Raw genomic sequence first — 12,434 nt, forward strand, 5'->3', positions numbered from 1 at the left:
GGGTGTCAGGCGGGGAATTCCTCCCGCAGGCGGGCGAGCATCCGACGGTTGATGTCGTCGGCCCGCTCGTGCCAGCCGAAGACGCACACCGACAGTACGCCGTCGAAGCCGATCTCCTTCAGCGTGGCGAACACCCGGTCGAAGGGGACCTCGCCCAGGCCCAGCTCGTTGTGCTGGTGGACCCTGGCGTCGACGCCCGGCGGGTTGATGATGTAGCGGTTGCCGTCGTTGGCGCGGTGGTTGAACGCGTCGGCGACGTGCACCTCCCGCAGCTTCGGTGCGCAGCTGCGGATCATCCGCTCGACGTCACCGGCCCCGTCGGACAGGTGGTAGGTGTGCGGGCAGCAGTACTCGTACCCGATCCAGTCCCGGTTGGCCCCGCGGACCACGCCGTACGCCTGGTCGTGCCGTTCCACGAAGTCGTACGGGTGGGCCTCCATGTTCAGCCGGATCCCGTAGCGCTCGAAGTCGGGCGTGAGCTCCTCGATCGAGCGGTACCACTGGTGCTCGCACTCCCGCGGGGTGTTCGGGTTGCCGGAGAACTCCGAGGTGATCTCCCGGACGTCCAGCTGGTCGGCCAGTTCCAGCAGCCGCCGCCAGTTGCGCAGCTGGGCGGCGCGCTCCTGCTCGTCGACGCTGGACCAGTCGAAGACCGGATTGAGCGTACGGATCCGCACCCCCGTCTCCCGGGAGGCCCGGCGCAGGTCGGCGACGAGCTCGTCGTCCGCCTTCGGGTGGCGGTGCCAGAAGTGGAACTCCTCGTTGGGGGACAGTTCCACCTGCTCGAAACCGAGCTCGGCCGCCTTGCGCAGGGTGTCCGCGGTGGACATCGTCCGGTAGTACATGTTCGGGTCGAGGGCGATGTCGACCATGGGGGCCTCCTGGGAGTGGGGTTGCGGGATGGGTTGTCAGACCTGGACCGGCACCGTGTCGCCGGGCCGGGTGTAGACCTCCTCGAGGTGCTCCTCGAGCTCCTCCAGCGAGCGCCCCGAGGTCTCGGGCATGACCCGCCACAGGGCGATCGCCACGATGACGTTCACGACGCCGTAGAGGGTGTAGGTGAGGCCGCCGCCGAGGTTGCTCATCATCGCCGGGAAGGTGAAGGTGATGATCGCGTTGACCACCCACATGCAGAACACGGCGGCACCGTTGGCGATGCCACGGACCCGGGCGGGGAACATCTCGCCGAGCATCGTCCAGACGACCGGTCCGTTGGCGGACTGGACGACCAGCATGAAGAAGCCCATCGCGGCCAGCACCAGCATCGGGGCGAACAGCGGCGGCTTGGTGCCGGCGGCCATGTAGGGCTGGATCAGCCCGGTGAACAGACCGGCGATGGCGAACATGCTGACGGCGACCAGGATGATGCAGGTGATCAGGATCTGGCGGCGGCGGAACCTGAAGACCAGCCACAGGCCGAGCGCGGAGCCCAGCACGGACATCACGCCGTTGGCGACCTGCGCGGTGATCGCGGCCGAGGTGCCGAGACCGGCGTACTCCAGGACCTTCGGGGCGTAGTACATCACGGTGTTGACGCCGGTGGTCTGGTTGCAGACGGCCAGCAGGATGCCGACCAGGAACAGCCGCCGCATCCACGGGGTGTTCACGATGTCGCGGAAGGTGCCCTTGGGCAGCGCCGCCTCGCGGCGCTCCTTCTCCACCATCTCGTCGAGTTCGTCGACGATGTCGCCGTCACGCTGGTCACGGACCCGCTTCAGGGAGCCGATCGCCTCGTAGTAGCGGCGCTGGACCATGTACCAGCGGGAGGACTCCGGCATCACTCGCATGCCGAACCACAGGGCGATCGCGGGGATGCTGCACAGCACCAGCATCAGCCGCCAGGCACTGCCGTTGCCGCCGGCGATGGTGAGGTGGTTGACGTACGACGCCCAGGTGGACGGGTCGAGCGGGCCGCCGAGTGCGGACTGCAGGCCGGCGACGTTGTCCCAGCTCTGCGTGCCGGGCTGCAGCAGGCCGCCCGGATCGGCGGTGATGGTCAGCGACGGGCCACCGTACGCCTGGTTGATCACCGCGTTGAAGGCGAACGCCAGCAGCTGCCCGGTGACGATCATCAGCTGGTCGATCGCGACGATGGTGCCGCGGATGCGTTTCGGGGCGGTCTCCGACAGGTAGACCGGCACGGTGGCGGACGCGCCGCCGACGGCGAAGCCGAGGATGAAGCGGAACGGGTACATCACCCAGAGGGTGGGCGCGAAGGCGGTGCCGAGCGCGCCGACCAGGAAGACCAGCGCGAGCATCAGGATGTTGTGCCGACGGCCGTAACGATCGGACAGTCGGCCGCCGAGCAGGGCGCCGACGGCGGCGCCGATCAGCAGCGTGCCGCCGATCAGGCCCTCCTCCAGGGCGCCGAGGTGCAGGCCGTGGGCGGCCGCCGGCATGTACATGTACGGCAGGGCGCCGGAGATGACGCCGGTGTCGTAGCCGAAGAGCAGCGAGCCGAGGGTGGCCACGCCGGCGATGGCGACGATCGAGCGGTGCTTGCCGGAGGCCGGCGTACGATCGGCCAGCTCGCGCAGTTCGTCGCGCGAGACGTCGAGGGTGATGGCCTCAGGGTGAGGCGCAGAGGATGAAGCGGAGGTGTGCACGAGGGACTCCCTTGTCGAATCGCCCGACCGAGCGGGCGGCGCACGGTGATCAGATGTCGTAGGTGGTGGTGCCCGAGACGCGTGGCACGTCGTGCCACTGACCGTCCGCACCGGAGGCCACGGCGGCCTCGTCGACCTCGGCGGCGGCCCATCCGTCGGCGACCGACGGGGCGAGCTGCTCACCGGTGGCGTACGACCGCAGGAACTGGGCGGCCTCGATGGACTTCATGTCGTCGAAGCCCATGGACGTGCCGGCGCCCGGCTGGAAGCGGTGGAACTCCGGGAAGTCCGGGCCGGCCATCACCCGGGTGTAGCCCTGGAACTCCTGGTCACGGCCGAGGCAGACCTCGAGGTCGTTGAGGTGCTCAAAGTTCCAGCGCAGCGACCCCTCGGTGCCGTACACCTCGATGATGTACTCGGCGCGCGGGCCGACGCTGACCCGGGAGGCCTCCAGGGTGCCGACGACACCGTTGTCGAGGCGGACCAGCAGGGCCACCCAGTCCTCGTTCTCGACCGGGCCCTTCTGGTCGGAGACCTCCCAGCCGGTGTGCCCGACGCCGACCTTCGTCGGGATGGGCCGCTCGGGGATGAAGGTCTGCGAGACGGCCGAGACCGAGGCGATCCGTCCGACCAGGTACTGCACCAGGTCGGCGCCGTGGCTCATCAGGTCACCGATGACGCCGGAGCCGCCACGGCCCCGTTCGTAGCGCCAGGTCAGCGGGCCTTCCGGGGAGGAGGCGTAGTCGGCGATCAGCCAGGCCCGGACGTTGGTGATCCGGCCGAGGCGACCGGCCCGGATCAGCCGGCGGGCCTGCTCGATCGCCGGGGTGTGCCGGTAGTTGAAGCCGACAGAGGTGACCAGCCCGGCCTGTTGCGCGGCCAGCGCGATCTCCCGCGACTCGGCGGCGGAGACGCCCATCGGCTTCTCGATCCAGAACGGCTTGCCGGCCTCCACGGCCGCGAGCGCCATCTCCCGGTGCAGGAAGTTCGGCGCGCAGATCGACACCACGTCGACCTCGGGGTCGGCCAGCACCTCGCGGTAGTCCGGCGTCGCGCGCTGGAAGCCCAGCGAGCCGACGGCGGCCAGCCGGGTCTCGGCCACGGTGTCGCACGCGGACACCAGCCGCGGGCGAACGCCCAGATCGGGGAAGTACTCGGCGACGCCCCGGTAGGCGCGGGCGTGTACGCGGCCCATCCAACCGAGGCTGATCACCCCCACGCCGACCCGTGGGTTACTACTGGCGTCTACGTCCGACACGTCGCGCCCTCCTTGGCTGCCAGGGCCACACCGCTGTGGCCTCGTTGCTTCAGAATGCCATATGTTAGGTCAAATGAAAAGTCTTCTTAGGACATTTGATTCCGGTGGGTCTCCGGCAGCAGGGCAACCGTGGCGCCATCACTGGAGGTCCGACCGAACGACGGTAACTCACCCCTCCGCACGGCCACAGGGGGCCTGATTTGTCCTAGCAAATCAGGCCCCCTGTGCAGGAGCTCAGCCCGGCGTCCGCCGGTCGACGGTGCCCTCACGCCTCCCGCTCGAAGGAGGTGGTGGCGGCGTGCACCGTGTCGCCCGGCCAGCGCACCGTGACGGCCTTGGCGCGGGTGCAGAAGCGCACACCCTCCGGGCCGTGGATGTGGGTGTCGCCGAGCAACGAGTCCTTCCAGCCACCGAAGGAGTAGTAGGCCACCGGGGTCGGGATGGGCACGTTGACGCCGACCATGCCGGCCTCCACGTCGAGGGTGAACCGGCGCGCCGCTCCCCCGTCGCGGGTGAAGATGGCCGCCCCGTTGCCGAACGGCTGGGCATTGACCAGGGCGATCGCCTCCTCGTACGTCTCCGCCTCGCCGATCGTCAGCACCGGGCCGAAGATCTCCTCGGTGTAGACCGGGGCGTCCAGCGGCACCTTGGTGATCACCGTGGGGGCCAGGAAGTGGCCGCCCTCGAAGCCCGCCACGGTGGCCGACCGGCCGTCCAGGACGATCTGCGCCCCGCGCTGCTCGGCGTCGTCGATCAGCCCGGTGATCCGCTCCTTCGCCTTCGCCGAGATGACCGGCCCGAGGTCCGTCTCGGCCTCGAAACCGGAGCCCACCACGTACGCTCCGGCGTGCTCGGCCACCCGACGAGCCAGCTCCTCGGCGATCCCGCCGACCGCGACCACCGCGGGCAGCGCCATGCAGCGCTCACCGGCCGCACCGAAGGCGGCCGCGGCGATGTGCTGGGCGGCGTGGTCGAGGTCGGCGTCGGGCAGCACGATGGCGTGGTTGTTCGCGCCGCCGAGAGCCTGGACCCGCTTGCCGTGCGTGGTCGCCGTCTCCTGGATGATCTCGGCCACCGGGGTGGACCCGACGAACGACACCGCGTCGATGCCGGGGTGCTCCAGCAGCGCACTCACCACGTGCCGGTCGCCGGCGACGACGTTGAAAACGCCGTCCGGCAGGCCCGCCTCCTTGTACAGCCGGGCGATGATCATCGACGCCGTCGGCGCCGGGGACGGCGGCTTCAGCACGAAGGTGTTGCCGGTGGCGATGGCGATCGGGTGCATCCACATCGGCACCATCACCGGGAAGTTGAACGGGCCGATGCCGGCGACCACACCGACCGGCTGGCGCAGCGTGTGCACGTCGACGCCGGTCGAGACGTCGTAGGAGATCTCGCCCTTCAGTGCGGCGGCGATGTTGCAGGCGAAGTCGAGGGTCTCCCGGCCGCGCTGGATCTCACCGATGGCGTCGGAGTACGTCTTGCCGTGCTCGTTCACGATGGAGGTCGCGAGCTCATCGGAATGGTCGAGGACCAGCTGGCGCATCCGGAACATGATGTCCATCCGCTTGGCCAGCGAGACCTTCCGCCAGCTGAGCTGTGCCTGGCGGGCCACCCGGACGGCGTGGTCGACGTCGGCCGCGGAGGCCTCGAGCAGTTCGGCCTCGATCCGGCCGGTCGCGGGGTTCTCGACCGGGGTCCGGCGGACGGGCTCACCGTGGTACGGGGCGCCGTCGATCCACTGTTCGATCGTCTTCATGGGGTTACTACTCCTTGTGCGTGTGCTGCGTGGGAAGTGGTGGATGGGATGGTCCGGGAGCGGTCGGGCCGGGGCCCGGCCGGCCGGGATCAGTTCAGGTAGTGGCGCTGCGGCTGCTTCGCGGCGACGTACTCCTCGTACGCGCGCTGGGTGGACTCCAGCCGCGACACCTGGGAGACGGCGACGTCCCACCAGGAGGAGGCCGGCGGGTTGGGCCCGTAGAGGTCGGTCTCGATGTGGATCATCACCGCCCGATCGCCGGCGGCCGCCTCGCGGTAGGCCGCCCGGAACTCGTCGATGGTGTGCACCCGGAGCACCCTGATGCCCCACGACTCGGCGTTCGCGGCGATGTCGACCGGCAGCGGGGCGCCGTCCTCGGTGTGCGGGCGGCCGCCGCCGGCACGGTAGCGGGTGCCGAACCGCTGCGAGCCACGCGACTCCGACAGGGCACCGATCGAAGCGAAGCCGTGGTTCTGGAGCAGCACGAAGATGACCTTCAGGCCCTCCTGGACGATGGTCGCCAGCTCCATCGGCAGCATCTGGTAGGTGCCGTCGCCGACGATGGCGACCACCTCGGCGTCGGGCAGCGCCAGCTTGACGCCCATCGCCGCCGGGATCTCGTAGCCCATGCAGGAGAAGGCGTACTCGACGTGGTACTGCACCGGGGTGCGGGCCTGCCACAGCGCCTGGAGGTCACCGGGCATCGAGCCGGCGGCGTTGATCACCACGTCCTCGTCGCCCATCAGCTCGTTGAGCGCGCCGAAGACCTCGGTCTGCGCCGGCAGCGGCCCGTGGCCGAGGTGGTAGCACCGCTGCGTCGCGGCGGCCCAGGCCTCCTTCTCGGCGGCGATCTCGGTGGCGTACGCCGCGTCCACCCGGTGCCCGTCGAGGGCGGCGGTCAGTGCGACCAGGGCCTCCCGGGCGTCGGCCACCACCATCTCGCCGGAGTTCTTAGCGGCGTCGAAGGCCGCCACGTTGACGTTGACGAACCGTACGTCGGGGTCCTTGAACTGGGTGTGCGAGGCGGTGGTGAAGTCGGAGTAGCGGGTGCCGATGCCGATCACCAGGTCGGCCTTGTCGGCCAGGTGGTTGCCGGAGTCACCACCGGTCGATCCGACACCGCCCACGGCGCACGGATGGTCGAAGTTGATCGCGCCCTTGCCGGCCTGGGTGTCGGCGACCGGGATGCCGGTGGCGGTGGCGAAGGCCCGCAGCTGCTCGGCGGCCTCGGAGTAGATCACCCCGCCGCCGGCGATCACCAGCGGACGCCGGGCGGCCCGGATCAGCGCGACCGCACGCTCCAGCGCGGCCGGCTCGGGCACCGGGCGGCGGACGTGCCAGACCCGCCGGTCGAACAGGCCGGCCGGGAAGTCGTACGCCTCGGCCTGGACGTCCTGCGGCAGGGCGATCACGCAGGCGCCGGTGTCGGCCGGGTCGGTGAGCACCCGCATCGCGTTGAGCAGCGACGGGATGAGCTGCTCGGGACGGTTGATCCGGTCGAAGAAGCGTGACACCGGCCGGAAGCAGTCGTTGACCGAGATGTCCAGCGAGGTCGGGTCCTCGAGCTGCTGGAGCACCGGGTCGGGGAAGCGGGTGGCGAACTGGTCGGAGGGGAACAGCAGCACCGGCAGCCGGTTGGTGGTCGCCAGCGCGGCGCCGGTGACCATGTTGAGGGAGCCGGGGCCGATCGAGGCGGTGCACATCATCGCCCGCAGCCGGTTGGTCGCCTTGGCGTACGCCGCCGCCGCGTGCACCATGCCCTGCTCGTTGCGCGGCATGTAGTACGGCATCGCGCCACCGTCCGGCGCGGGGTCGAGCTCGTTCTGCAGCAGCGCCTGGCCGATGCCGGCCACGTTGCCGTGGCCGAAGATGCCGAGCGCTCCGGTGACGAACCGCTCCTCGACCCCGTCCCGCTCGACGTACTGGTTGACCAGGAAGCGGATGATGGCCTGTCCGACGGTGAGTCGTACGGTCGGGTTGACGGTGTCCATGGTCACTCCTGCGGGGTCAGTGGGGTCATCGGCAGACGAGGGTCGACCTCGCCGGTCTGCCATTCCTGGCGCAGCCAGGTGTAGTGCGGGTCGTCGGTCATCAGCCAGGTCGAGTCCTCGGCCGGGCCGGCCATCACGTTGAGGTAGTAGAGGTCGTAGCCGGGGGCGGCGACCGAGGGGCCGTGGTAGCCGTACGGCATGATCACGATGTCGCGGCTGTGCACCTCGGCACAGACGTCGATCGGCTTGCCGGGCGAGGGGTAGATCCGCTGCAGGGCCATCCCGGTGGTGCCGTTCGCGGCCGGGCGGACCTCGTAGTAGTAGATCTCCTCCAGGATCCGCTCCACCTCGGTGTGCTCGTCGTGCTTGTGCGGCGGGTAGGAGGACCAGTTGCCGCCCGGGGTGAGCACCTCGCAGGCGAGCAGGTGGGAGGTCGGCACGGCGTTGCCGAGGGCGTAGTTGTTGACCTGGCGGGAGCAGTCGCCGGTGCCGCGCAGCTGGCTGACCACCTCACCGACCGCGCAGTAGCGCACCGGCAGGTCGGCGGTGGCCTTCGCCGCCGGCAGGGCGTACCGGCCGCCCGCCGCGCTGGACACCACGAAGGTGGTGTGCCGCGGGACGTAGAGGTAGTCGGTGACCGCGGTCCACACCTCCCGGCGACCGGCGAGGTCGTACGACTCCCCCGCCACCTCGACCCGGCAGCCACCGGCCAGCGGCAGCACCAGCAGCTCGGCGTCACCGCTGGACACCTCCTGGCGGCCGCCCGCGGGCAGCGCGAGGACCCGCAGCGAGCACCAGTCCCAGCCGGCCCGCTCCACGGTGAGGTCGGTCTCGAACGCCTCGTGGGCGGTCTCCCCGGCCCGGATGACGTAACGGTCGTTGTCGTTCACAGCCATGCCTTTCACAGGAGTGTTGTCACAGTCGCGTCGTTCACAGCACGGCCACGGCCCGGTCGACCGCGCCGGCGACGTCCCCGTCGGGCGGGAAGAGCAGCGAGCGGCCGATCACCAGACCGCGGACGTTGGGCAGGGACAGTGCCGTGGCCCAGCCCGAGAGGGCGGCCTCCGGGTCGTCCGGCACCTCGCCGCCGAGGATCAGGCAGGGCAGCGTGGTCGCCTCCATCACCCGCTCCATCTCGTCGACGCAGGGCAGCTTCAGCCAGGTGTAGGCCGACGTACGCCCCAGGGCCGAGGAGATCGCCATCGACCGGATCACCGCGTCGGGGCTCAGATCGTTGACGGCGCGCCCGTCACGACGGCTGCTGACGAACGGCTCGACCATCGCGGTGAGGCCCCGGTCGGCCAGCTCGTCGACGGCGTGCGCCGACGAGGTCAGCGTCGAGGCGGTGCCGGCGTCGTCGTACGCGAGGCGGAGCAGCATCTTCCCGCCGTCGAGCCCGGCGTCGGCGATGCCGCGGGCGTCGTAGCAGTTGAAGCGGTCGTCCATCTCGAACGAGGCGCCCTGCAGGCCGACCCGGTTCATCGTGCCCCAGACCAACTTGGCGTCGAGGGCGCCGAGCAGAGCCAGATCCTCGATGATGTCGGCCGAGCCGAGGAAGCCGTTGACGCCGGGGCGGCCGAGCGCCTCGAGGCAGCGGGCCAACACCTCCTCGCGGGAGGCCATCGCCATCGGGTCGGACCCGGCTCCCAGGGCGCCGCGGGCCGGGTGGTCGCAGGCGATGATCATCAGCTTCGCGTCGCCGGCCGGCAGCGTGCCGCGGGGCCGGTCGGCCAGCGCACGGCGGACCGCCTGCGGGTCGTGGAAGCGGATCTCGGTGAGCTTCTCGATCAGTGTCATCACAGGGCCTCGGTCCTCGGTGCGGAGGCAGGATTGGCGGCCATCAGGTCGAGGACCTCCTGCTCGGTGGCCATCGCCGTGGAGCACTCCAGCCGGGAGGCGACGATGGCGCCGGCGGTGGAGGCGAAGGAGACGGCCTTGGCGAGGTCCCAGCCCTCCAGCAGGGCGTGGCAGAGAGCGCCGCCGAAGGAGTCGCCGGCACCCAGACCGTTGCAGACCTGCACCGGCGTGACCGGGACGACGACCCGCTCGTCGCGGGTCTTGGCGAGGGTGCCGAGCGGCCCCTGCTTGACGACGGCGATCTCCACGCCGCGCTCCAGCAGCGCGTCGGCCGCCCGCTCGGGCTCGGTCTCGCCGACCGCGATCCGGCACTCCTCCTTGTTGCCCACCACGATGTCGACCCGGTCGAGCACCCGGCCGACCTCGGTGTGGGCGACCTGCTCGTTCTCCCAGAACATCGGCCGGTAGTCGAGGTCCAGGACGGTGAGCGGCGTACGGCCCCGCAGGTCCAACGCGCGGTGGTGCGCGCTGCGGGTCGGCTCGACCGACAGCCCGGTGACCGACAGCCAGAAGATCTTCGCGCCCCGGACGGCGTCCTCGGGGATGTCCGCGGGGCGGATCTGCAGGTCGGGCGCCGAGGGCTGCCGGTAGAAGTACAGCGGGAAGTCGTCCGGCGGGAAGATCTCGCAGAACGTCACCGGGGTGAGGAAGTCGTGATTGGTGATCACGTAGCGGGGATCCACCCCGAGCCGCGCCACCTCCTGGCGGACGAAGCGACCGAACGGATCGTCGCCGACCTCGGTGATCACCGCGGAGGAGTGCCCCATCCGGGCGGCGGCGACCGCGACGTTGGTCGGCGACCCGCCGACGAACTTCCCGAACGACGTCACCTCCTCCAGCCCGACACCGATCTGCAACGGGTAGATGTCCACACCACTACGGCCGATGGTGAGGACGTCAGGGACGGATGACGTTGACGGGTCCACTGCTGCCTGCCTCTCCTTTGGGACTGAGCCTCGAGGAACAGTCTGCCTGACGACACGGACAAGGTCAACACTTTGTCTGCACAAATACCCATGCTTGTCACAGTTGGCTAGAGTGAGGGCTAGCAATACTGGGCAACGCTGTAGGGACAAGGACGACCATGAGCGAGTACTACGAGCCGGCCATCGTCATCGACCGGGACTCCGACGAGCCGCTGTACAAGCAGATCGCCGAGCCCATCGAGCAGGCGATCCTCTCCGGCGAGCTCGCCTCGGGGGCCCGGATCGAGGACGAGATCTCGATGGCCCAGCGCCTCGACGTCTCCCGGCCGACCGCCCGCCGGGCACTGCAGGAGCTGGTGAACCGCGGCTTGCTGACCCGCCGGCGCGGCGTCGGCACGACGGTCACCCCACCACAGGTGCACCGGCCGATCGAGCTCACCTCGCTCTACGACGACCTGACCCGCGAGGGCTTCACGCCGAGCACCAAGGTGCTGTCGTACGACGTCCACGAGGCCGACGAGGAGGAATCCGACCGCCTGGCGGTCGCCCCCGGCACCGGCGTGGTCCGGATCGCCCGACTCCGTTCAGCGGACAACCGCCCACTCGCCGTGCTGACCAACCTGATCCCGATCGACCTGGCCCCGTCCTGGACCGACCTCAACGAGCACGGTCTCTACCGGTGCTTCAACGACCACGGCATCCATATCGCCACCGCCAAGCAGGTGATCGGCGCCCGGGCCGCCACCGCCGAGGAGGCGGAGCTGCTGACCGAGCCGGTCGGCGCCCCACTGCTCACCATGAGCCGCACCGCGTACGACGCCACCGGCCGGGTGGTGGAGTACGGCAACCACATCTACCGCCCGTCGTTGTACTCCTTCGACCTGACCCTTGTCGCCCACTGAAACGTGTTTGTTCTGACATTTTGTTGACTTTGGCTGGACGTTCCGCTTGAATCGAGTCATGGCTTCACGAGGCCGGCAGCGAGGCCGGTCCGCCGGTGACGAGGAACAGGCATGACTCAACTGCGTTTCGCACTGATCGGGGCAGGACGTATCGGTCAGGTGCACGCCCGGACCATCGCGGCCCATCCCGCGGCGACCCTCTCCCTGGTCTGTGACCCGGTGGTCGCCGCCGCGGAGTCGGTGGCTGCGACGTACGGCGCCCGCACCTGCACGGACGCCGCGGAGGTGTTCGCGGCCGACGACGTCGACGCGGTGGTGATCGGCTCCCCCACCCCGCTGCACGTGCAGCACATCCTCGCCGCGGTGAAGGCCGGCAAGCCCGCCCTGTGCGAGAAGCCGGTGGCGATGCAACTGGCCGACGCCGAGCAACTGCAGCACCGGCTCGCCGAGCTGCCCGACGTCCCGGTGATGCTCGGCTTCAACCGGCGGTTCGACCCGTCCTTCGCCCGGGCGCACGCCCTGGTCGGCGACGGCGCGATCGGCGCGCTGGAGCAGCTGACCATCATCTCCCGCGACCCGGCGGCCCCGCCGAAGGCCTACCTCGCCCAGTCCGGCGGCATCTTCAAGGACATGACGATCCACGACTTCGACACCGCCCGGTTCTTCCTGGGCGACGTCGCCGAGGTCACCGCGACCGGACAGCACCTCGACCCGGAGCTCGCCGACAGCGGCGACTTCGACGGTGCCGTCATCGTGCTGCGCTCCGCGAGCGGGGCGGCCGCCACCATCATCAACTCCCGACACTGTGCCACCGGCTACGACCAGCGGCTCGAGGCGTTCGGCCCCGAGGGCGCGATCCTCGCCGAGAACCAGCGCCCGACCACCCTCAAGGTGTCCACCCGGGAGGCCTCGGACGCGCAGGCGCCCTACCTCGACTTCTTCCTCGAGCGCTACGCCGACGCCTACCGCGCCGAGCTGACCGCCTTCATCGAGGCCCTCACCCAGGGCACCCCGGTCTCCCCCACCGTCGCCGACGGTGTCGAGGCGCTGCGCATCGCCGAGGCGGCCGGCACGTCCGCCCGGACCGGCGCCACCGTACGACTCTGACCCTCCACACCCCTCACACGCAGAACGA

The 12,434-nt window shown here is 70.2% G+C and carries 10 protein-coding genes; 2 read left to right on the forward strand and 8 right to left on the reverse strand.

All coding sequences use genetic code 11. The features are described from left to right. Positions 1-5 precede the first annotated feature (5 nt). From R0146_RS02850 to iolC, 8 genes are all read right to left on the reverse strand, one after another. On the reverse strand, positions 6-872 hold the full coding sequence (locus R0146_RS02850) for a sugar phosphate isomerase/epimerase family protein (RefSeq protein ID WP_317691347.1): 867 nt from the start codon (positions 870-872) through the stop codon (positions 6-8). 36 nt (positions 873-908) lie between these two features. Further along, positions 909-2,528: an MFS transporter gene (locus R0146_RS02855; protein ID WP_317692324.1), complete on the reverse strand. Its 1,620-nt coding sequence runs from the start codon at positions 2,526-2,528 to the stop codon at positions 909-911. Between the two features lie 127 nt (positions 2,529-2,655). Continuing rightward, on the reverse strand, positions 2,656-3,864 hold the full coding sequence (locus R0146_RS02860; RefSeq protein WP_317691348.1) for a Gfo/Idh/MocA family protein: 1,209 nt from the start codon (positions 3,862-3,864) through the stop codon (positions 2,656-2,658). 265 nt (positions 3,865-4,129) lie between these two features. Then, positions 4,130-5,623: a CoA-acylating methylmalonate-semialdehyde dehydrogenase gene (locus R0146_RS02865; RefSeq protein WP_317691349.1), complete on the reverse strand. Its 1,494-nt coding sequence runs from the start codon at positions 5,621-5,623 to the stop codon at positions 4,130-4,132. 89 nt (positions 5,624-5,712) lie between these two features. Further along, positions 5,713-7,614, reverse strand: coding sequence for a 3D-(3,5/4)-trihydroxycyclohexane-1,2-dione acylhydrolase (decyclizing) (gene iolD / locus R0146_RS02870; protein ID WP_317691350.1), 1,902 nt, complete (start codon positions 7,612-7,614; stop codon positions 5,713-5,715). A 2-nt stretch (positions 7,615-7,616) separates the two neighbouring features. Continuing rightward, on the reverse strand, positions 7,617-8,510 hold the full coding sequence (gene iolB / locus R0146_RS02875; RefSeq protein WP_317691351.1) for a 5-deoxy-glucuronate isomerase: 894 nt from the start codon (positions 8,508-8,510) through the stop codon (positions 7,617-7,619). A gap of 34 nt (positions 8,511-8,544) precedes the next feature. Then, complete coding sequence (locus tag R0146_RS02880) at positions 8,545-9,411, reverse strand: Cgl0159 family (beta/alpha)8-fold protein (protein WP_317691352.1); 867 nt, start codon at positions 9,409-9,411, stop codon at positions 8,545-8,547. Next, positions 9,411-10,397: a 5-dehydro-2-deoxygluconokinase gene (iolC, locus tag R0146_RS02885; protein WP_317691353.1), complete on the reverse strand. Its 987-nt coding sequence runs from the start codon at positions 10,395-10,397 to the stop codon at positions 9,411-9,413. The genes R0146_RS02880 and iolC overlap by 1 nt, the downstream gene beginning before the upstream one ends. A 158-nt stretch (positions 10,398-10,555) precedes the next feature. Between iolC and R0146_RS02890 the strand changes: the two genes are divergently transcribed. Beyond that, positions 10,556-11,299: a GntR family transcriptional regulator gene (locus R0146_RS02890; RefSeq protein WP_317691354.1), complete on the forward strand. Its 744-nt coding sequence runs from the start codon at positions 10,556-10,558 to the stop codon at positions 11,297-11,299. 111 nt (positions 11,300-11,410) lie between these two features. Further along, positions 11,411-12,406, forward strand: a complete 996-nt coding sequence (iolG, locus tag R0146_RS02895; protein ID WP_317691355.1) for an inositol 2-dehydrogenase — start codon at positions 11,411-11,413, stop codon at positions 12,404-12,406. Positions 12,407-12,434: the final 28 nt, after the last annotated feature.

It is taken from the genome of Raineyella sp. LH-20 (assembly GCF_033110965.1).
Lineage (GTDB): Bacteria > Actinomycetota > Actinomycetes > Propionibacteriales > Propionibacteriaceae > Raineyella.